Origin of the sequence: Agrobacterium sp. ES01, assembly GCF_050320885.1 — a bacterium.
In the GTDB taxonomy this organism is placed as follows: Bacteria; Pseudomonadota; Alphaproteobacteria; order Rhizobiales; family Rhizobiaceae; genus Allorhizobium.
The window spans coordinates 164,020-185,561 of the sequence record NZ_JBNQTH010000001.1 but is presented as its reverse complement, the minus strand read 5'-3'; the positions used below and the strand labels follow the sequence as shown (position 1 = coordinate 185,561).

General features: G+C 59.2%; 18 protein-coding genes. 3 read left to right on the top strand and 15 right to left on the bottom strand.

Annotated features, from left to right (window positions below):
* Window positions 1-28 precede the first annotated feature (28 nt).
* The 11 genes from ACQQ2Q_RS00955 to ACQQ2Q_RS00905 form a co-directional block, all read right to left on the bottom strand.
* On the bottom strand, window positions 29-1,387 hold the full coding sequence (locus ACQQ2Q_RS00955; protein ID WP_428185147.1) for an esterase-like activity of phytase family protein: 1,359 nt from the start codon (window positions 1,385-1,387) through the stop codon (window positions 29-31).
* Window positions 1,388-1,572: 185 nt separating this feature from the next.
* Window positions 1,573-1,857 carry a hypothetical protein gene (locus ACQQ2Q_RS00950; RefSeq protein WP_428185146.1) on the bottom strand — a complete coding sequence of 95 codons (285 nt, stop codon included), beginning with the start codon at window positions 1,855-1,857 and terminating at the stop codon, window positions 1,573-1,575.
* A gap of 8 nt (window positions 1,858-1,865) precedes the next feature.
* Window positions 1,866-2,873 (bottom strand): DUF2891 domain-containing protein, encoded by a 1,008-nt coding sequence (locus ACQQ2Q_RS00945; protein WP_428185145.1) that lies wholly within the window; start codon window positions 2,871-2,873, stop codon window positions 1,866-1,868.
* Between the two features lie 8 nt (window positions 2,874-2,881).
* Window positions 2,882-3,859: a small ribosomal subunit Rsm22 family protein gene (locus tag ACQQ2Q_RS00940; RefSeq protein WP_428185144.1), complete on the bottom strand. Its 978-nt coding sequence runs from the start codon at window positions 3,857-3,859 to the stop codon at window positions 2,882-2,884.
* A 3-nt stretch (window positions 3,860-3,862) separates the two neighbouring features.
* On the bottom strand, window positions 3,863-4,345 hold the full coding sequence (locus ACQQ2Q_RS00935; protein ID WP_428185143.1) for a GNAT family N-acetyltransferase: 483 nt from the start codon (window positions 4,343-4,345) through the stop codon (window positions 3,863-3,865).
* Window positions 4,346-4,347: 2 nt separating this feature from the next.
* The gene (rnd, locus tag ACQQ2Q_RS00930) at window positions 4,348-5,493 is read right to left on the bottom strand and encodes a ribonuclease D (protein WP_428185142.1); all 1,146 of its coding nucleotides are present in this window, start codon (window positions 5,491-5,493) and stop codon (window positions 4,348-4,350) included.
* A 139-nt stretch (window positions 5,494-5,632) separates the two neighbouring features.
* On the bottom strand, window positions 5,633-6,520 hold the full coding sequence (locus tag ACQQ2Q_RS00925) for an MBL fold metallo-hydrolase (protein WP_428185141.1): 888 nt from the start codon (window positions 6,518-6,520) through the stop codon (window positions 5,633-5,635).
* A gap of 81 nt (window positions 6,521-6,601) precedes the next feature.
* The gene (locus tag ACQQ2Q_RS00920) at window positions 6,602-8,008 is read right to left on the bottom strand and encodes a multicopper oxidase family protein (RefSeq protein ID WP_428185140.1); all 1,407 of its coding nucleotides are present in this window, start codon (window positions 8,006-8,008) and stop codon (window positions 6,602-6,604) included.
* A gap of 87 nt (window positions 8,009-8,095) precedes the next feature.
* Window positions 8,096-9,331, bottom strand: a complete 1,236-nt coding sequence (locus tag ACQQ2Q_RS00915; RefSeq protein ID WP_428185139.1) for an MFS transporter — start codon at window positions 9,329-9,331, stop codon at window positions 8,096-8,098.
* A 122-nt stretch (window positions 9,332-9,453) separates the two neighbouring features.
* Window positions 9,454-10,293, bottom strand: a complete 840-nt coding sequence (locus ACQQ2Q_RS00910) for a hypothetical protein (protein WP_428185138.1) — start codon at window positions 10,291-10,293, stop codon at window positions 9,454-9,456.
* Window positions 10,294-10,296: 3 nt separating this feature from the next.
* Window positions 10,297-10,728: an ABA4-like family protein gene (locus tag ACQQ2Q_RS00905; protein WP_428185137.1), complete on the bottom strand. Its 432-nt coding sequence runs from the start codon at window positions 10,726-10,728 to the stop codon at window positions 10,297-10,299.
* A 101-nt stretch (window positions 10,729-10,829) separates the two neighbouring features.
* Between ACQQ2Q_RS00905 and ACQQ2Q_RS00900 the strand changes: the two genes are divergently transcribed.
* Together ACQQ2Q_RS00900 and aspS are read left to right on the top strand one after the other, a co-directional pair.
* Window positions 10,830-11,444 (top strand): TetR/AcrR family transcriptional regulator, encoded by a 615-nt coding sequence (locus ACQQ2Q_RS00900; protein WP_428185136.1) that lies wholly within the window; start codon window positions 10,830-10,832, stop codon window positions 11,442-11,444.
* Window positions 11,445-11,589: 145 nt separating this feature from the next.
* Entirely contained in the window at window positions 11,590-13,380 is a 1,791-nt protein-coding gene (gene aspS / locus ACQQ2Q_RS00895) for an aspartate--tRNA ligase (RefSeq protein WP_428185135.1), read from the top strand.
* A gap of 438 nt (window positions 13,381-13,818) precedes the next feature.
* Here aspS and ACQQ2Q_RS00890 read toward each other — a convergent pair whose 3' ends face one another.
* From ACQQ2Q_RS00890 to ACQQ2Q_RS00875, 4 genes are all read right to left on the bottom strand, one after another.
* A complete protein-coding gene (locus ACQQ2Q_RS00890) occupies window positions 13,819-14,304 on the bottom strand; it encodes a hypothetical protein (protein WP_428185134.1) in 486 nt (161 codons plus the stop codon).
* A 748-nt stretch (window positions 14,305-15,052) separates the two neighbouring features.
* A complete protein-coding gene (locus tag ACQQ2Q_RS00885) occupies window positions 15,053-16,057 on the bottom strand; it encodes a lysophospholipid acyltransferase family protein (protein ID WP_428185133.1) in 1,005 nt (334 codons plus the stop codon).
* Between the two features lie 7 nt (window positions 16,058-16,064).
* Entirely contained in the window at window positions 16,065-17,474 is a 1,410-nt protein-coding gene (locus ACQQ2Q_RS00880) for a cytochrome P450 (protein ID WP_428185132.1), read from the bottom strand.
* A 190-nt stretch (window positions 17,475-17,664) separates the two neighbouring features.
* The gene (locus tag ACQQ2Q_RS00875; protein WP_428185131.1) at window positions 17,665-18,855 is read right to left on the bottom strand and encodes a hypothetical protein; all 1,191 of its coding nucleotides are present in this window, start codon (window positions 18,853-18,855) and stop codon (window positions 17,665-17,667) included.
* A 203-nt stretch (window positions 18,856-19,058) separates the two neighbouring features.
* On the opposite strand from ACQQ2Q_RS00875, the gene parC reads away from it, so the two are divergent.
* Window positions 19,059-21,335 (top strand): DNA topoisomerase IV subunit A, encoded by a 2,277-nt coding sequence (gene parC / locus ACQQ2Q_RS00870; protein WP_428185130.1) that lies wholly within the window; start codon window positions 19,059-19,061, stop codon window positions 21,333-21,335.
* The last annotated feature ends 207 nt before the right edge of the window (window positions 21,336-21,542 follow it).

Below are 21,542 nucleotides of genomic sequence, written 5' to 3'. Positions count from 1 at the left end.
CGGATCACGCCTCCGGCCATTCCCGTGTCTACTTGGCTGACAGGAACTCGCCCACCTCAAGCAGGACGAATTCGTTGTCGTCGGCCTTGTCGACTGCACGCCCGGCCGAGAATGGCAGATTGTTGTCGTTGCCGACGACGATGTGGGTCTGATCGACCACATCCACATTCTCGATGGTCACGAACGGCATGTCATAAAAGCCGTCGCCACCACCCTGACGCTTCTTGTTGCCAGGATCCGCAATCTTCATCAGGTCGATGTAACCGATCTTGCGGACGGCCTCACCGGCATTGTCGTCCGTCATCTCGATCTTGTAGATGCGCTTGTGCATGGCGGGCGTTGCAAAGCAGGTCGGATCCTTCGACGCCGCATCGGCGCAGGCCTTGTCTGGCGCTCCCTCGCCATTGTCACGCTCGATCACCAGTGCGGTCGTATCATCGACCATATTGAAGTCGCCGATGGCCTCTCCACCCTCAGACAACGGGTAAAGCCAGCTGCGACCGGTCCAGGCCTTCGACGCCACATCCATTTCGACGATACGCAGCGCCGTCAGGTCGCCGGCCTTTTCAACCGATCCGTCTTCCTTGTAGAGCGGACCTTCCAGCAGACCGTAAAGCTTGGTGCCGTCCTTCGACATGGCAAGCCCCTCATAGCCGCCCGAGCGTTTGAGGTTGAAGGTTGGCATTTTGGCTGTTGGATTGGCTGGCACGACCAGCATTGCATTATCCGGCGATGTGACCTCGATATCGCCGACCTTGGTCGCAATCACATCGGTCAGGTGACCATCGCTGTTGAATTTCAACATGTAAGGTCCGAATTCTTCACCGATCCAGAAGCCGTCAGCAACCGGCTGGATCGATTCAACGTCGAAATCGGCACCGGTCAGGTAGCGGGTATCGGCACCTTCCATGACGATCGGGAAGGGCGCTTTCTTGTCCGGGTCGCTGAGGAACAGTGTCTTTTGCACATTGACCTTGCCAGCATCCCAGTCGAACGCAATGCGATGCAGCATCAGCATGGAATCGGACGAATTGGTCTTCTTGCCGAAACCATTGTCGGAAAGGCTCCAGAACGTGCCGTCGTCCATGGTCTTGATGCCGGAAAATCCCTGCATGGCCTGACCGTCAAAAGGGGTCGAAAGGCCGGTCTCGCGGGTGCCGTCCATACCCTTGACGGTGCCAATGCCCTCTGCGCGCTTGCGGTCTGCGGTGATGAACTTTGCCGATGTTTGCAGATGCTCCGCTGCATCGGCAGGAGCTGCGATGATGCTGTTGGCCGGCAGGATTGCGTGAAAAACGAGCTTGGCTGGAAAAACGGTCTCGTCAGCAAATGCTGAGCCTGCAAACAGAACGAAAAGGGACGCGGAAGCAAGAAGAGTCTTTTTCATCGATGTCACCACTGAAAAGAGGAAAGGAACGCGGCGATCGATACGATGCGTGCATGTCCGCTCGATTACATCTGGATGAAGGTTTGGTGATCTCCCCGGAGATTTTGGGCTTGCGGTAAATCAATATGCGGGTCGATCGCCGAAAAGCTCACCACGGGTGCCAGGCTGCATGGTTGAGAGCCGTATCACAGGCCGAGGATCATCGGACCTAGCAGGATCAGCGCGCCGATCGGCGTGGCAAATCCGAGCATGATATAGGCGATGGCACTAAGGGCCAGATAGATGCCCCAGGCGAGCCGCTGCGGTGTTCGAAGTCCGCCAATGGCGACTGCGATATTGGCCAGTGCAAGCGAGCCACCCAGCGCGAAAAGCTGCGTTGCCGACAGAATAGACTCTATGAACAGCATGTGGATCGAAACCGCCACCAGCGAGATGATGATGGCAAAGACGATGAGCTTGCGGGACGACAACAGCGCTTTCAGGCCTCCAGTGCCAAAACGGCGAAACTCGCAAGCCAGTGTTCCCCCATGTAGTCGCCGGCCACATGGGGCAGGGCGGCATCGAGATGGCGAATGGCAGCGGTTTCGAATTGCGATTGAAGGCGATTGTCTGCGACCAGAGCACCGGCAAGGGAGCGCCAGCACCAGGCACGCGACAGATTGAGTCCGTCGAGATGTGCGATCTTGCCGTCCGATCTGTCTGAGACGGTGACCGGCTGGAACAGGATGTCCGGCATGCTTTGAGCGATATCCGGCAAGAAGCGGTCGAACCAGTTGAGGAAGTCTTCGACCGCTAAGAGGCGGCGCATGCATTCTGCCTCGATCAGCGTTGAGGACAGAAAATCGTCGCCGGATGGTTCGCCCCAGGCCGGGCAATCTTCGTCAGCGCCATACCAGCGCAGCGCTGTGTCGCGCAAAAGCGTGAGCAATGCACCATCGCCATCGCCTTCGGCGTAATCGGCGGCAAGCCTCAAGGCGAAGGCGGTGTTGAAATGGGTGCCCACACGCACCGGATAGGTCGCAAGCGGCAGGAACTCGACGAAGCGGCGGACAATGACATCGACAAGCGGCCGCAAGGTTTCAGACCAGCGTTTGTCGCGGCAGACGGCAAGTTCGGACGCCAGTTTCAACAACCAGGCCCAGCCATAGGGACGCTCGAAACCGCCAGCGGTCGGAGCCTCCAGATAAAGGCACTCTCCGGCAATCTTGTCGGAGACGAACTGGGTATCGAAAAGTGCGATGATATCGGTGCTCGCGGCCATCGCTGGAAAGCGATTGAGCAGCCGGGTCAGCATCCAGTAGCCATGCACGCAGGAATGCCAGTCATAGCTTCCGTAAAAGACGGGGTGCAGATCCTGTGGCGGGCGGGCGTCGCCTGGTCCGGACAGGACATGACCGGGCTTGTTGGGGTAGGGCCTGACGACATGACCAAGCGCGATGCGGGCAAACCGCTCCGCCGTTGCCTGATCCAGTTCATGCGTCGTCATGCCTTCTCCTAGCCGGATTCGTCGATGGCGAATCCATCGCCCCAGTCTGCACGGCGAACTTGCCTGAAGACTTCGCCGTCACGACGGCTGAAGGTTTCTTCCCCGGCACGTCCATCGGCTCTGCAAAGTTTGATCCGACCGACCCCGCCGTTCACGCGTGGCGGTGACAGCACACGCGCAGACGGTGGTGCCGCTGCAACGCGCGATGCCGCGATGAAGATATATTTCTCGTCCTCCCACGGCACCTCGCCTTTCTTGGCGAGCCTGTGGATACGCGAGCGCGCCACGCGCCTGGAAAAGTGACACCAGTCGGGACTCTCGATCGGACAGGTCTGTGCATGCGGGCAGGGGGCCAGCAGATGCGCGCCCGCCTCTATCAACACCTGGCGTGCCGCCAGAATACGCTTCCAGCCAGCCGTCGTGCCCGGCTCGATGATGACGAGCGTCCGGGACGCAAGTGCCCAGAGCCGCTGCGTGACCTCGCCAATGGCGGTTTCGGGCAGTTCGTCCAGCACATAGGCAAGCGTCACGAGTTCTGCCGGTTCGACTTCTGGCATGCGTCGGGTGATGTCGCCATCTGTCCATGTGGTGGAAACGGTTGAGGACCCGGAGAGCTTTTCGCCAACCGTGCGAATAGCCCCGCTCGTCTCGATCATCTGGGCGCGCTCGAGGTCGGGCCAGCAATCGCTTGCCGCCCAAAGCACTGTTCCGGGACCGGCGCCGAAATCGAGCAATGTACGCGGCGCAAAATCGGGATCGGCTTCAGTCACCATATCGAATGCCGCACGCACGGCTGCGAATGTCGCCGGCAAACGTGTTGCCAGATAGGCCTTGGCGGCGATCGCTCCGTCAATATGCAGACGGCCGTCACGCACTTCCTTGCGGTAGCGGCTGGAAAGCGTTTCCGCAGCGCGCGACAATGCCTCGAGGCGCTCACCCTCGAGCATGGCATCGACAGCACTTCGAAGCGGGGAAGGCAGTTCCATATCTTATGCTCCAGCTTGCCATTCGGGGCGCAGGATAGACATCTGCACAAAGTCGAACCGTCCAATGCCGGGCTTTGTGCCAGCCTGCCGCTGAACGCCTTCGTGAACAAAGCCCGTCTTTTCGTAGAGTGCTATAGCAGCCTTGTTGCCGGCAACCAGGCGAAGCCAGATCCGATGGATCGTGTCATGTTCTTTGAAAGCGTGGTCAAGAACGATGGGAAGCAGGCGAGAGCCATATCCCTTGGCCGGTGCCGTGACCGCGAAGCGTCGCAGGCAGGCATTGCCAAAATGATCGTCGAGGTCTGTGAAGATTGCAAAGCCAAGATCGGCGCCGACGAGATAGAGGAAAGTCGGGTCATCGATCTGGCGCAGATGGGTGGCTTCTTCGAAACGGCCAACTGTTTTCTCATAGCCGGGCATGCGCTCGGTTGCCATGATGAAGGGGATATCGTCGGGCGTTGCGCGTCTCACCATGCCGGCCGGCATGATCAGAGTTCCACCATTTCCACTCGCTTGTCGGCGAAACGAAGGGCAATGCCGCCGCCGATCAATTTCAAGGCGGGATTGCCGAACAATTCACGCCGCCAGCCCTGCATCGCCTGCACCTGTGCGTTCTCACCGTCGGTTGCAATCTTGTCGAGATCGTCGCTGTTGGCGATCATCTTGGCCGCAACACCATGCTTTTCCGAAATCATACGCAACAGCACCTTCAGCAGTTCAACCGCAGAAGCTGCGCCATCCGACACGTGGCTCTGACGTGGCAGATGCGGCATCTCGGCCTTGGGAATGGCCAGCGCCGTCTTCACAGCCTCGATAATCGCGGTACCGGCGCTGGAGCGTTCCCAGCCCTTGGGGATGGTGCGAAGACGGCCGAGCGCTTCGGTATCTTTCGGTTGCTGCTGTGCGATCTCATAGATCGCATCATCCTTGATGACCCGACCACGCGGTACATTGCGGTGCCTGGCTTCGCGTTCGCGCCACGCTGCCACTTCGCGCACGACGGCGAGTTCCTGCGGCTTGCGCAGCCGCATCTTCAGGCGCTGCCAGGCGTTTTCCGGCGCCAGATCATAGGTTTCACGCGATTCGAGAACCGCCATCTCTTCGGTCAGCCAGCTGGCCCGGCCTTCACGCTCCAGCTCTTCCTTGAGCTTGAAATAGACGTCGCGCAGATGGGTAACGTCCGCCAGCGCATAGTCGAGCTGCTTTTCGGTCAGCGGGCGTCGGCTCCAGTCGGTGAAGCGCGATGTTTTGTCGATATGTTCGCCTTTGACCCGCTGCACCAGCTGGTCATAGGACACACTGTCGCCAAAGCCGCACACCATGGCGGCAACCTGCGTATCGAAGATCGGATGCGGAATGAGGTCGCCGAGATGGAATATGATCTCGATGTCCTGACGCGCGGCGTGGAACACCTTGACCACGGAACTATCGGCCATCAGAGCGAAGAAGGACTTAAGGTCGATGCCCTTCGCCAACGGGTCGACGATAACCTCGACATCGGGGCTCGCCATCTGGATCAGGCAGAGCTCAGGCCAGAAAGTCGACTCTCGAAGAAACTCGGTGTCGATGGTGATGAAGTCGGATTTTGCGAGTTCGCGGCAGGCGTGCTCGAGTTCAGCAGTGGTCTCGATCATATCGTCTCGATAAGTGAAGTTTTATATATTGACGATCTTCCTTTCCCTTTCGGCAGCTGATGTCAATACGACGGGCCGGCTTTCCCGCCGTGCGTGCAGGGAATGCCCTGTTTTTGCACCTTTCAGACAATTTTTGCGTTCAGAAACGTTTCAGATCGCGCAATGCTGCGATATTTCCGCGATGCACCTTTTCATAGGCTGCGAAATAGCGGATGCGCCCGTCGGCGATATCCTCGGCCACGAAAGCGTTCAAAGGCAGGGCGTCGATGGAAGGATCATCGAGATGTTCGATGAGACGGAGCAGATAGGAGCGATTGGCCTCGATCAACCCGGTGTCATATCCCCCTGCGGCAATGATTTCCGGCGCGCCATGGTCAGGCAATATGTGCTTGATCGGCAATTCCGCCAATCGCGTGAGTTCGCGGATATGGGTCTTTAGATGTTCAGGCTCGGCGATATAGGTGATGGTATCCTCGAGCGTGTCACCGGCCAGCAGAATGCCCTCATCCGGTAGCCACAACACGCAGCCATCGGCGCTGTGGATATCGAAGTGCAGCAATTCCACACTTCTGTGGCCAAAGTCGAAAGCGAGGCGTTCGGTAAAGACGCGCGTCGGCATGACGACCGGCGATATGGGCGGTCCCCTGGTCTCGAGTTCCAGGCGATTGTCTTCCAGCGCTTTCGCGGTTGCCTCAAGCGCAATGATCTCGCAATCGGCAAACACTTCGTTGCCGGCCACATGGTCGGAGTGCCAGTGGCTGAGAACGACGCGGATGGAACTGACGCCGATGCTTTCCAGATGGCGCCGAATGGCCCGTGCATGGTCGAGCGACATATGGGTGTCGTAGACGATGGCTTCCTGGGCAAAGACCAGCGCGTAAGTGGCAATGCCGAGCGAATAGGCGCCATCATCCAGCCAGTTGTCGTCCTGCGAATGCAGCCTCTTTCCGGCAATGCGTCCATCGTAATAGGCAAAGAGCCCGGCGAATGGTTCGAAGATGCGCATCGTTTCGGAAAGATCTGTCATATCAGCTGCCTCGGTTCGTCATGCCACAACATCAGTGGTGACGAGACCGCGTCTGTCAACGGCGGGGCAGACGACGGACTGTCAGATGACCCGGAAGTAACCGGTCATGCCCGTCTTTTGGTGCTCGATGATGTGGCAGTGAAAGACCCAGTCGCCCAGATTGTCCGCCACCAGCGCAAGCTGAACCTTTTCGTCCGGCATGATGAGATAGGTGTCGGATACGAGTGGCGCGACCGGCCCGTTGCTCGACGATACCACCTGGAAGTTCATGCCATGCAGATGGATTGGATGCGCATGCGGTGTGACATTCTCCATATTGAGGAGATAGGTCTGGCCAAGCTTGAGTTCGGCAAGCGGGGCGGTCGGGTCATCGCTGTCGCCCGGCCATGGCACCTTGTTGATCGCCCAGAAGGAATAACCGAGCGAACCGCAAAAGCTCTCTTTGGCCGCGTTTTCAGCTGTTGCGCTCAAAACCAGCGGAATGGCGGTCGCGGTACTGAAATCGGCCTCGACCGGGGCATTGGGGCGGAATGTCGGGGCATCGCCCAGATTGCGCTTGAGGGACGTGCCCACGGCACGGAAATTGGCGACGACCTTTGGGGTGGACGGTCTGATATCTTCCAGCTTGACGATAGCGCCTTCATCGTCGGGCATGCGGATGATCAGGTCCAGGCGCTGCCCGGGCGAAATGACCGCCGTGTCGAGCGGCTCTCCAACGGGAAGAGGCTGGCCGTCAATCGCCATGATCAGCGCATCGGCACCTACAAGTTTTAGAGTGTAGATGCGCGTCACATCGGTGACGGCAAGCCGCAAGCGCACCAGTCCGCCGGCCGGGGCATCATGGGTCGGCTCTACCGCCCAGTTGGCGGTGCGCACAGTGCCATAAGTCCCGCTCTTGGCCGCGTCGCGCGGCTTGAACTGGGCGATGAACTGGCCATCGCCACCCAGCCGCCAGTCGCGCAGGTTGAGCACGATCTCGGCATCGAAGACCGGGTCATCCGGATCCTCGACCACAAGCACGCCGGTCATGCCATGGCCCATCTGGGTCAGCGTATTGCAATGGGGGTGATACCAGAAGGTGCCGGCATCCGGTGGCGTGAAGGCATAATCGAAGGTGTCGCCGGTATAGACGTAAGGCTGCGTCAGAAACGGCACGCCATCCATCGCGTTGGGAATGCGCAATCCGTGCCAGTGAATGGTGGTTGGCTCATCGATGCTGTTCTTCAACTGGGCCGCAAAAGGCTCGCCGCGCGTCAAGCGCAACAGTGGCGGCATGGGGCCGACGTTGAGACCAGCAGACTCGTAGGTCAAAACGCTGTGCGTCGCCTCGTTCCCGACGATCACGGCGTCACGCTTGACGGCTTCCAGGGTAATCGGGTGTGCGGCAGCCTTTGCCATTCCGAAACGTCCGGCCAGACCGACGCCTGCGCCATAGGCGCCGACAACGGCAGCCGATTTCAACAATGTGCGGCGGGAGATTTTCGGCAACTGCGCCTCCATGCGTTTTGGCCAGCTTTAAACCTGATCGTCGCGCTCATCAATATGGGGAGGTCGGCCAGTTTGCCGCACGGACTGTCACTTCGTCTTGGTGTTTGGTGGGCGGGCGAGCTTGGCAAAGAAGGCGGAAGTGCGCAGAAGCGAGCGGAAGCGCATGCGCCTTTCTTCCACCGGAACGCCCTCGCGAACGCGCATTCTAAGAAGTGTGTAGGCCATGAAGCCGGCCAGCACGACGACCGTGTAGACAAACAGTGCCTGCGGCCCGAAGTGATCGATCATGATGGAGGCGAACAGAGGGCCGATGACGGCGCCCGCCGACCAGTAGAACAAGGTGGCCGCCGAGATCAGCGCGTGTTGTCCGGGGGCTGCATGGTCATTGGCATGGGCCGAACAGAGCGAATAGAGCGGCATGGCAAAGGCGCCAAAGGCGAAGATGCCCACATAGTTCAGCCAGATGTTGGACCCGGCGACAAAGGCCAGAAACAGACTGGCCACCAGCGAACCGAATGTGGCCGCCAGAATGATCAGGCGCCGGTCGAGCTTGTCGGAATAGTGGCCGAGCGGATATTGCAGCACCACGCCGGCAAAGATGCCGACGCTCATGAAGGTGGCAATCGAGGCGACCGACATGCCGATGCCATCGGCATAGATCGGCCCCAGCGAACGGAAGCTGGAATTGGTAAGCCCGACCACCACGCAGCCGATAGTGGCCAGCGGCGACACCCGCCACAGGATGCCCAGATTGAAATTCACCTGCTCCGGTGCCTCAGGGCTGGAACGGTCGGTGAGCGAAATCGGCACCAGCGACAGGGTCAAGGCGATGGTAATGATCGCAAACAGCTGGAACCCGTCGATGCCGACCGCCGGGATCACGAATTGAGCCAATGTGACCGCGCCAAGATCGACGAAACGATAGACCGACAGCGTGCGGGCACGGGTTCCGTTATCCACCTTGGCATTGAGCCAGCTTTCCACCGTGGCAAACAATCCGGCAAAGCATATGCCCTGCACCAGACGCATGGAGAACCACGCCGCAGGCGTGATGAAGAGCAGCATCATGATCGAGCCGGACGCTGCAATTGCAGCCAGAGCCGAAAAAGCCCGGATATGTCCGATAGAGCGGATTACCCGGGTCACATAGATGCAGCCAATGGCAAAGCCGATATTGTAGCCGGTGCCGATGACGCCGATTATCGAGGGTGAAAAGCCCTCCTGAAGCGCACGCAGGGAGATGAAGGTGCCCTGAAGCCCGTTGCCACCGATCAGAATGCCGGCAGTCAGAAGAAGGGGAATGAGTGATCGAAGCGGTGACATGGCATGCTTTGCAGATGTTCAGCGCCCGCGGCGCACGGTCACCGTCTATAACCGGAATCGGTGCCGGTTGTCTCGCCGGAATGTCATCATCTCCCGGGCCGATGTCATCTTGTCGATCCGGTTCAAAGGAAGGGGCGCCCCATGATCGCCTGAACGAAGGTGCCGACGACGACGGCGATGCTGAACACGCTGCCGGCAAGCAATCCGGGGATCAGCAGGCGCGGCGCAATGGCGCCAAGCAATACTCCGAGGATCGGCAGGGCCTGCATGATATGGGTGGCAAAGAAATGCGCCACCCTGAGATCGCCGCCGCTGCGCGACCAGCCGAACAGAAAGAGCCCGTCAGCATCGCTGTGCACCCCGCCGACCCAATGGCCCGGACCGCCGATGCGGCCGCTGCCAAGCGCAAAGGCCGTGACGAGCGTCAGGATGCTGCCAAGCACCAGACCCCAGCCGCCGCCAAGCTGCAATCCGCGCGGGGCATCCGCTGCCGGCCGCATCAGCAGGTAGAGGCCGATCGCAAGGCTGGACAGCACCAGCAAGGCGGCCCCGATGCCCATTAGTCCATAGGCCAGTGCCTCGATCGGGGTTTCTGAATTGAAATGCGAGGCACGGCCCCGCGCGGCTTGAAGCGTGATGTAGAGGATCTCGCCGCTTGCAGTCATTGCGGCCACCAGGCAGGCAATCCAGACGCCCCAGCCGTTTTTCGCCGCGCTCTCGATGAGGGGAAGCAGGATGGCAAGCGTGCCCAGCATCATGATCAGCGAGGCCTGAAACTTCAGCGGTTTGCTCCACACGCTGACGCCGTTCAGCAATCTGTCGTCCACCACCACGGCGGCAAGGCTCGGCAACATCAACGCCAGCTGAATGCCGATGGCTGCAATCAGGAGGTTGTGCGCGCTGGAAACGTCGCAGCGGAAGGCCCAGGCTTGGCCAGGCACGGGCGCAGTGGTCAGGCTCATGGCTCAGGCCTTTCTCTGTGTGAGCGCCCTATCGGTGGCGCGGGTGATAACGAAGATCAAAAGACCCAGGGGGCCGAACAGGAAGGTTGCAAGAAGTATCGGTGCCTGCAGGACGCGGTTGATGCCGAGCTTGTCGGCTTCCAGCGCGATCCAGGTTCCGATGAAGAGATCGAAGGCCAGATAGTGTATCCAGCCGGCCACCAGCACCGCGTCGTTGGAAAACAGTGCGCGAACCTCTGCAATCGATCCAAAGCCTCCACCATCGATGCGGAAGAAGTGCGTGAATATGAGCGCGGCATAGGTGACGGCGAGAAGGCCGACCGCGCCATAACGCAGGAAAGCGATCAGCGCGGGCCAGCGTGGCAGCACCACAAGCGCCACCCAGCCATACAGGGCGAGCATGCTCGCCGCGGAAAACACCGTATCGAAGGACATCGGAACCTCATCTTGACAGTGACAAGATAACCTTAGCGCAAAACTTGTCAGTGTCAAGATTGCCTTTTGACAGCATTCCCCGCTCCAGACTATGAAGGGGCATGGCACGTCAAAAAGCATATCATCACGGCGATCTGAGAAAGGCACTGGTCGAGACCGGCCTGACCATGCTGGAGGAAGTGGGACTGGAAGGCATGTCCCTGCGCAAGATCGCAGCCCGCGTCGGCGTGTCCCATGCCGCCCCGGAGCATCATTTCCCCACCTTGCGGCACCTGTTGAATGCCTTGGCGAGCGAAGGCTTCATCCTGTTTCGAACATCCATGCTCGATGCGATGCAAAGCAGTGACGACAATGCTGCCGATCAGTTGCGCGGGGCATGCAAGGGCTATCTGGATTTCGCCGTCTCGCATCCCAATCTGTTCCGGCTGATGTTCAACAAGAACAGTCTCGACTGGGATGATCCCAAACTGGGCGAGGCTGCAGAGCCCTCCCGTCAGTTGCTGGCCGATATCTGCAAGCCGGCTGCCGCGCGGATGGGCTTGGATACACCGCAAGGGCGGCTGTCGGTCGAACATCTGGTTTGGTCGCAGATCCATGGATATGCCCATCTGGTGATCGACCAGAAAATCGAGGCCGATGCCGAAGTCTCCGGCACCACGCTTGCCCCGCCCTTCGATCTGGCGGGACTGCTGCTGCCCGCTGACGGGAAGGGCTGAAAGCCCGGCTAAAACGGGGGGCAGGGGGATCGGATTGGGGCGCGAGCCTTGACAAATCCGGCGTGCCATGCGCTTGTCCGCGCGATTTAAAACGCCCGAGAATCCGCCGTTGCGGATGACACCCAAGAATATGCAGGATCAAACCATGCACCCTTATCGCAGCCACACCTGCGCCGCCCTTCGTAAATCCGATGTCGGTTCCACCGTCCGCCTGTCTGGCTGGGTTCATCGCGTCCGCGACCATGGCGGTGTATTGTTCATCGACCTTCGCGACCATTATGGCGTAACCCAGGTGGTGGCCGACCCCGACAGCCCGGCCTTCAAGCTGGCCGAAACCGTTCGCGGCGAATGGGTCATCCGCATCGACGGCCTGGTCAAGGCCCGCTCCGACGACACCGTCAACAAGAACATGCCGACCGGCGAGATCGAGCTTTACGCGCAGGAAATCGAAGTCCTGTCGTCTGCCAAGGAATTGCCGCTGCCGGTCTTCGGCGAGCCGGACTATCCGGAAGACGTTCGCCTGAAATACCGCTTCCTCGATCTGCGCCGCGAAACGCTGCACAAGAACATTGTCAAGCGCACCCAGATCATCTCGTCCATGCGTTCGGGCATGGCCGCTGCCGGCTTCCCGGAATATTCCACGCCGATCCTGACGGCGTCTTCGCCGGAAGGCGCGCGCGACTTCCTCGTGCCAAGCCGCGTCCATCCGGGCAAGTTCTTCGCGCTGCCGCAGGCACCGCAGCAATACAAGCAGCTGTTGATGGTGGCCGGTTTCGACCGCTACTTCCAGATCGCGCCCTGCTTCCGCGATGAAGACCCGCGCGCCGACCGTCTGCCGGGCGAATTCTACCAGCTCGACGTCGAAATGAGCTTCGTTACCCAGGAAGATGTCTGGAACACGATGGAGCCGATGATGACGTCGGTCTTCGAACAATTCGCCGAAGGAAAGCCGGTCACCAAGGTCTGGCCGCGTATCCCTTACGACGAAGCGATCCGCAAATACGGGACCGACAAGCCGGATCTGCGCAACCCGATCGTCATGGAAGGCGTCACCGACCATTTTGCCGGTTCCGGCTTCAAGGTCTTCGCCGGCATGATCGAGAAGAACCCCAAGGTCGAAATCTGGGCAATCCCGGCCAAGACCGGCGGCTCCAGAGCCTTCTGCGACCGCATGAACGCCTGGGCCCAGCAACAGGGCCAGCCGGGTCTCGGCTATATCTTCTGGAAGGAAGAGGACGGCAACACCGTCGGCTCCGGCCCGCTTGCCAAGAATATCGGTGAAGAGCGCACCGCAGCCATTGCAGCCCAGCTCGGCCTTGAAGCGGGCGATGCCTGCTTCTTCGTCGCCGGTGAGCCATCCAAGTTCTACAAGTTTGCAGGCGAAGCCCGCACCCGCGCCGGCGAGGAACTCAACCTCGTCGACCGCGACCGCTTCGAATTCTGCTGGATCATCGACTTCCCCTTCTACGAGTGGAACGAAGACGAAAAGAAGGTCGACTTCTCGCACAACCCCTTCTCCATGCCGCAGGGTGGCATGGATGCGCTGGTCAACGAAGATCCGCTCACCATCAAGGCCTATCAGTATGATGCGGTCTGCAACGGCTTCGAAATCGCCTCCGGCTCCATCCGTAACCAGTCGCCCGAGACCATGGTCAAGGCCTTCGAACTGGTCGGTCTGAGCCAGGCGGATGTCGAAGAGCGCTTCGGCGGCATGTATCGCGCCTTCCAGTATGGTGCGCCTCCGCATGGCGGCTGCGCCTTCGGTATCGACCGTGTGATCATGCTTCTGGTCGGCGCCAAGAACCTGCGCGAAATCACGCTCTTCCCGATGAACCAGCAGGCCCAGGACCTGCTGATGGGGGCGCCTTCGCCGGCCCAGCCCGCGCAGCTGCGCGAACTGGAACTGCGCGTTGTGCCGCAGCAGAAGAAGGACTGACGCGGGTCAGGAAACGATGAGATTGGAGAGCCCCGGAAGCGATGGTTTCCGGGGCTTTTTTGTTGGGGGGATGGGGGCGTGAGGAAGCCTTCCCATTTGTGAGTGGGAACGAAAAAGCAGTGCATCAGCTATAGAGCGCTGGCTTCAGAGGAGTTTTCGGAGTTCTTTCTCGACCTCGCGTCATTGTGTGATGTTGGTCTTCCACCCCCTCACCAACAAAATCTGCGACTTAGCTGGCGCTAAGACTGCGATTTTGTGTCCTCTCCCACAAGGGGAGAGGATGGGCAGCAGGCTTGCCTCCGGTTCCTCTCCCTGGGTGGGAGAGGACGCAATTTCAGCATCTTAGCTTTGGCTAAGTGCTAGAAATTGCAGGTGAGGGGGTCACTTCGGCAGAGCATTATCCAGAAGAGGCGGAGGGGAATTCAGTCCCGCAGCAACTTAGCCTTTTTCATCTTTTCTTCTCGCGGTCGCCCACAAAAGCAATAAGAAAGCGCTACAAATGCTAGATACCACTGATAGGATGATAAAATAGGTGATGGTTCCGACTGCGCCGCTCATCGATTGACACAAGAGCTCAAGCTCAAATGGGGCAGTCAGAGCTGGTTGCACCTCGTCAAAGGCTGGGTAGAGAACTAACAGATTTGCTAGGCCCAAGGCTAGGACGCTGGCGACCGAGGTGTATATGGCGAGCATGACCTCAAATACCGTCGCCATTAGGATGAGGTATAGTGAGAGCTTGATGGATACGAGAGCGGAATAGGTGAGGTTTCGATTGACAATCAGGCACTCGTTGAAGCCAGCAGGAATATCGATGTGCACGAGGTGTAGATAAGCATAGGTTGCAGCAAGAAACGCCACGGGCAACAACCCTCCGAAGCAACTTCGACTTCCCAGCCTATAGGGCTTCTTTTTAACTTCCTTCATAGGATTTCTCCGCGTAGTGGCACTAATATCAGCTCGCCTTTGCGAGCAATGCTGGGCAACCGCCGAACCAATCCGTAGCTGCCGCCAGCTGCACGTAAATTCGAGACAAGTACAGCAGCGAACAATTTATGCCGGGATAGCGGGTCTAACGTGCTGTGTTTCGCCCCGACTGTATCGCCACATCGCCAACAACTCGAAAATGTTGATGGTAGTTATGAATAGAGTCGCACCAGTCGCTGCCAATAAAGAGGTTTCGCCACGGCTGATTTTTGGCTGAAGACTCCAAAGCCAATTCAAATCGGTAAAAACAAGGTAGGCGATATACAAATAGAAGAAAATTTTTTGTACCACGACCAGCGAGAAGCGGTTTGTTGAATGCGTAGAGATAGAACAACACTGCAGAGCTGAAGCCAACGTAAAAATGAATGAGAGACATCACCCGCTGTCTTTTGATCGCAAAAGCATTGTTCCGAAAAAGGTTGCTGCAACTTGGACTATCGCGAATATTTTCTACCACATGTCAGCCCCTTTATCGGGTCGAGTGTGGTGGGAAATGCTGTTTTTAGTTTAAGGCGATTGATCTAAATTGACAGGTCTATTGGGCATTGCCGCCCATGAGATGCTCCAGGCCCACAAGTGAAAATTCTACTCACTCCCCTCACCAACAAATCTGCGACTTAGCTGGCGCTAAGACCGCAATTTCAGCATCTTAGCTTGAGCTAAGTGCCAGAAATTGCAGGTGATGGGATCACTTCGGCAGAGCATTATCCAAAAAGAACCATTGCCCCAGATTGGCCCTGACCACCGGCTCGATGGCATCGTTGAGGCGTTGGATATCATCGAGCAACCGCGCCCCCGGCTTGTCTTCCGCCTCCAAGGCGATCGGTTCGAGAAACTGGCAGATGAAGCGGAAGCCGTCGGTGCGCAGGTTGTACCAGGGCTGGATGGTGGCGCCGGTCATGCGGGCAAGGCGCACGGCAACGGCGAGATTGCCTTCCAGATGCGGTTTGCGCCCGAACAGCGGTCCGCGGATCTTGTTCTGGAACCCCTCGTCGCAAAACATCGAGATCACGCCACCCTCCTTCAGCACCTTCACGGCAGGGCGAATGCCCTGCGCCCCGGGCGGCAGGAAGTTGAGGCCGCCCTTGCGCCGCACGCGCTCCGAAATCCACGCCTTGGCGCGGCCGGGCGGCGGCGTGTAATTGGCATAGGGGCGAAGGCCGATATCGCGCAGCACCGAGGGGCCGATCTCCCAATTGCCCAGATGCATGCCGACGATGATGACGGGACCTTTTGCAAGCGATTCCATCAGATAGTGCCGGTCGCGGATGTCGATGCGCTGGCGATGTTTTGCCAGCCGGTTGACCACGGAAAATTCCGTCATCAGCCGCCCCTGCGTCTCGAAATTGGTCTTCAGCAGTTGTTCCTGCTCGTCTTTCGACAGATGCGGGCAGAGTTTGGCGATGGTGGCGCGGGTGCGCTTTTCCGCAGACGGATGGAAGCGCGGAATGGCAAAGCCGCCGAGCCATGCGCCGAAATTCGAACAGCTATCCATCGGCATGAGCTTCATGCCGTAATGGCCGGCAAAATGCATGCCGTTCCAGAAATTGTCGTGGATCCAGTAGCGGATGAAACGCTTGCGCCTGTCGCCGCCGGCCATGAGATCGGACAGGGCAGGGGCCACCTGCTCTTCATAGCGCCAGGCCTTGCGCTTGGATGCCTCGACCGTCTTCTTGTCTCCTCCCGAAACCATGACGTCCTCAGCGTTTGTGCAGCGTGACGGGAAGGCCGTCCTTCGGCCTCAGCGTCAGGCGGCAATGCGGTTCCACCTTGTGCCCCTCGCGCACCCGAACACGATAACGCTGCGCAAGAATGGCAAGGCACAGGATCGATTCGGTCAGCCCGAATTGCAGACCGGCGCAGACACGCGGGCCAGCCGCAAAGGGGATGTAGCTATAGGGAACCGGCCGATTGTCGCCCATGAAGCGCTCCGGCATGAAATGATGCGGTTTTGGAAAGAGGCTCGCCGTGCGATGCAGGATCCACGGCACGATCAGAACCAGCGAGGCCGGTTTGACCTCAAGGTCTCCGATCCTGTCGGCTTCGGCAGCCTGGCGCGCCAGGATCGGCACGGGCGGATAGAGCCGCAGTGTTTCCTCGATGATGGCGCGGCACCATTCCAGCTGCGGCACGTCATCGACGGTTGGCGTGCGATCGCCGCAGACGCGCTCGATCTCCTCATGCAGCCTGGCTTCGACCCAGGTCGCCTTGGAGAGCAGATACCAGGCCCATGTCAGCGTGGCGGCTGTCGTTTCGTGGCCGGCCATGAAGATCGTGGCCGCTTCGTTGCGCAAGGCCACAACATCGAGCTTCAGTTCCGGGTTCTTCTGCTGGCGACGCACCAGAAGCTCGATCATGGAATTATGGTCGCCATGACCGGCCAGATGATCCTCGACCACCTTGTCGATGATCTTGTGGATGCGCTTGACCGAACGCCTGAGCGTTGGTGTTCGCAAGACCGGAAGCCCTTCGTCGAATCCGAGGAAATAGCCGAGATTGATCGAATCGATCAGCGACTGATAGCTGCTGAAACTGTCGGTGACGGCATCGGCGCTCTCCTTGCCGAGATCATTGCCGAACACGCTGCGGGCAATGATTTCGGCTGTCAGCCCGGCCATCTCGTGCAGAACATTGACCGCGGCACCGTCGCCAAGCGAATCCCAGCGCTCGATCAGTTCCAGCGTCGTCTGCTGCATCACCGGACCGAAGGCCGGCACCCGGTTCTTGTGCACGATATCGGCAACCAGCGAGCGCCGCTGCTTCCAGGTGTGGCCGTCGGAAATGAACAGCCCGTCGCCCAGCAGATATTCAAGCGCACGCCGCATTTGCGGGCTCTTGCGCTCGAAATTCTGATGACGCTTGGCCACCACATAGCGGATGGCTTCCGGCGAATTCACGGTGACGACCTGTCTGCCGAGAATGCGGTTCTCGCGAACATGCTCGGTATAGTCTTTCTTGCGCCAGACCGAGAGAAAGTCGGTGCGCGCCTGCAAGATCAGTTTGAGCGGTTTGCCGGTCTCGCCCTTGTAAAAGTCGGCATGTGCAGGCTCGAAAGACTGCCCCTTCAAGTTCTCTTTGATCGCGACAGGCCGATTGAGCCAGGACAGCATGAATTACCCGCTTTTGAACCTTCAACTGCAACGGGTTTAGCGACCCGTCGGCGGGCGTCAACCCGGAAGGGGCAAATTAGACTGCGGCAGTCTCAGCGAATGAGGCAATTCGCAAGCCGGGGACGGCAAGGATGCGCAACTGTGTCGCGCATCCCGCCTTGATGATCGCAGACCTGACAGGCTTTGCCGTTTACTGGTTTGCCTTGACGCTGACGCCCAGCACCTGTGGCAATGTTTCCGGCGCGCCCATGCCGGCCCCCATGATCATCGGGAAGGGAACGGGGCTTTCCGGTGCGGCGGTGATCACAAGGTTCTTGGGATCGTCAACATAGGTGTTGATCGCTGCGGACAGTTCATTCTGCAAGGCGCCGAGTTTCCATTGTGCCAGCAGTATGGGTGCCATGGCCTTGACCATCTGCGCGATCTGCGTGCCGCTCGTGCCCTGCTGCTCGCCGGCATAATCCAGCCCGCGCTTGGTAATGCCGTCGTCATCGAAACTGATCTTCGCATTGACGAAGGACATCTGCTGCATCAGGCCGAGCATTGCCAGTCCGCTTGCCTGCTGCGCCTGCGGATTTTTCGGATCGGACTGCATGGTGCGTGCCGTTTCCTGCAATTGCTTCACCAGATCGAGCGTATAGCCCGACAGCGTGAAGCCCAGGTCGAGCTTGCCGATATTGGCAAAATCGAGCGCATATTCGTCGACTTTGATGGTGCCGGTGGGCAGTTCCCATGAACCCTTCACCGAGATGTCGCCATCGAGCGTCACGATACCGAGCTTGCTCAGCGCGTCGCGGGCCTTCGGATCCTTGACGATGCTCAGATCACCCTTGATGCCGGTCATCCCGCCGTTGAAGGACATGGACTGCTCATCATCGGCGACATCGAGCGTGCCCTGGGCTTCTTCCATGGAAAAAACCGTCTTGCCGTCGACAGTCACAGTGGCCGGACCGGCATGGGCTTCTTCGTAAAGCGCCAGGGCATTGATATCGCCAGAATTCGGATCGCCCGGAACGTGGACGCCGGAAAGATAAAGGTCGGACACCTTGATGGTGGCCTTGTCTTCTTTCCTGTTGATCTCGGGAAAGGTCACGGTATCGATGCTGTAACCGCCATCGTCGTCTTCCGTGACACCCTCGAGCGTCAGTTCGTCGAGCTTGATGCCCTTGTCATCCACGCCCTTGGGCGAGAAGGTCACGCCTGTGAGCGTCACGTCGTCTCCCGAAACGTCGATGGATTGTGCCTTGATTTGACCGCCAGCGGCATAGGCTGCGTTGATCTTGGCCAGAAGATCCTGCCCGTCGAGTGCCCAGGCAGGGGCGGCAAATGATGCAAATGCGGCGCTGGCCATCAGCAAGCGGGCTCTCGTCAGGTGGGTCATGATCTCTCCTCGGTTTCGCTCGCACTGCGTCGCGCGTTCACTGTCTTGCCTGTATATGAGCGTTTGAATGACTTTCAAAGTCTTCGCGTGATTCATGCTCGTGCAACGCGAATACGGTCAGACCGAGGCATGGAGGTGGATAATCCACAGTACACTGCCCGCATTTCCTTGCCGTCGGGCGGCTTCTCGGCTAGGCAGGCTCTATGGGAAAAGAGCTTCTGCCACCCGGTGACGGTGGCGACAACATTCAGCCGGTCGACCTGAAGGCGGCGCTCGAAGAGCGCTACCTCGCCTATGCGCTTTCCACCATCATGCACCGGGCCTTGCCCGATGTGCGCGATGGCCTGAAGCCGGTTCACCGCCGTATCATTCATGCCATGAGCGAGATGGGGGTCCGTCCCAATACCGCGCACAAGAAATGCGCGCGTATCGTCGGCGACGTGATCGGTAAGTTCCACCCGCATGGCGACCAGTCCGTCTATGACGCGCTGGTGCGTCTGGCGCAGGATTTCTCGCAACGTTATCCGGTGGTCGACGGGCAGGGCAACTTTGGCAACATCGACGGCGATAGCGCTGCTGCCTATCGTTACACCGAAGCGCGCATGACCGATGTCGCAGCCTTGCTGCTCGACGGTATCGATCAGGACGCGGTCGACTTCCGCCTGACCTATAACGAGGAAGACGAGGAACCGGTCGTTTTGCCGGGCGCCTTCCCGAACCTGCTGGCCAATGGCTCATCCGGCATCGCAGTCGGCATGGCGACCTCCATTCCGCCGCACAATGTCCACGAGATCTGCGATTCCGCGCTTTATCTCATCAAAAATCCGCAAGCCACGGTCGAAGACCTGTTCTTCGATCCTTCCAATCCACAAAAGGGCGGCATCGAAGGCCCTGACTTCCCGACCGGCGGCGTGATCGTCGAAGGCCGCGACAGCATGCTGGAGACCTATCGCACCGGTCGCGGCGGCTTCCGCGTGCGCGCCAAGTGGGAACTGGAAGATCTGGGCCGCGGCGGCTACCAGATCGTCATCACCGAAATTCCCTATCAGGTGCAGAAGTCGCGTCTGATCGAAAAGATTGCCGAACTGCTGATCGCCCGCAGACTGCCGTTGCTGGAAGACATTCGCGACGAATCGGCGGAAGACGTGCGCGTCGTTCTGGTGCCGAAGAGCCGTACGGTCGATGCCACGCTGTTGATGGAATCCATGTTCAAGCTCACCGAGCTCGAAACGCGTATCTCGCTCAACATGAACGTGCTGTCGCAGGGCAAGGTGCCAAAGGTGATGGCGCTGAACGAGGTATTGTCGGAATGGCTCGGTCACCGTCGCGACGTTCTGGTCCGCCGCTCGCGCTTCCGTCTGGCGGCGATCGACCGCCGTCTGGAAATTCTGGGCGGCCTGCTGATCGCATACCTCAATCTCGATGAGGTCATCCGCATCATCCGCGAGGAAGATGAAGCCAAGCAGGCCCTGATCGAACGGTTTACGCTGACCGATCTTCAGGCCGAGTCGATCCTCAACATGCGTCTCAGAAATTTGCGCAAGCTCGAGGAATTCGAGATCCGCAAGGAGCACGAGGCACTGTCTGCCGAAAAGGCCGAAATCGAGACGCTGCTCGCCTCCAGCGACAAGCAGTGGCAGACGATCGCCTGGCAGATTGGCGAACTGAAAAAGAAATACGCAAAGGCAACCGATCTCGGTCGCCGTCGGTCGCAATTTGCAATGGCGCCCGAGGCCGATCTCGAAGCCATCCAGCAGGCCATGATCGAAAAGGAGCCGATCACGGTCGTTGTCTCCGACAAGGGCTGGATCCGCGCGCTGAAGGGCCATATTTCCGATACCTCGACGCTCACCTTCAAGGAAGGCGATGTGCTGAAGGTAGCCTTCCCGGCCCAGACCACCGACAAGATCCTGTTGGTGACCACGGGTGGCAAGGTCTACACGCTCGGCGCGGACAAGCTGCCGGGCGGTCGTGGCCATGGCGAACCGATCCGCATCATGGTCGATATGGAAAACGAGCAGGATGTGCTGACGGCCTTCGTCCACGATCCGTCGCGCAAGCTTTTGCTGTCGTCGACGGCCGGCAATGGTTTCATCATTGCCGAAACGGACATGATCGCCAATACCCGCAAGGGCAAGCAGGTCATGAATGTGGGGATGCCGGACGAAACCAAGTTGGTTGTCCCGGTCACGGGCGATCATGTTGCGGTCGTCGGCCAGAACCGCAAGATGCTGGTCTTCCCGCTCGACCAGATCCCGGAAATGACCCGAGGCAAGGGCGTACGCCTTCAGCGTTACAAGGATGGCGGCATCAACGACGTCAAATTCTTCGGCATGGATGAAGGCCTGACCTGGGTAGACAGCGCCGGGCGGACGTTCAGCAAGAATCGCGAAGAACTGATCGAGTGGCTCGGCGATCGCGCATCCGCGGGCCGCATCGTGCCCAAGGGGTTCCCGCGCTCGGGCAAGTTCTCCGGCTGACGATCAGCCCGCCTGGACGGTGTGATCGGCCAGAAAGCCTGGCCGGTTTACTCAGTGGCCGAGCGCGGGTGCCTCCAGCGCATGTTCATCTGTAATACCGGCAAGGCCGCCGTGCTCTTCTCGTTGCTCAGCGTGCATGGTCTCCACGGCTTTGCGCGAAAGCCGCCGTGGGGTGAGCCTTTGGCAGGGCCTTGCTTTCGGCCAAGA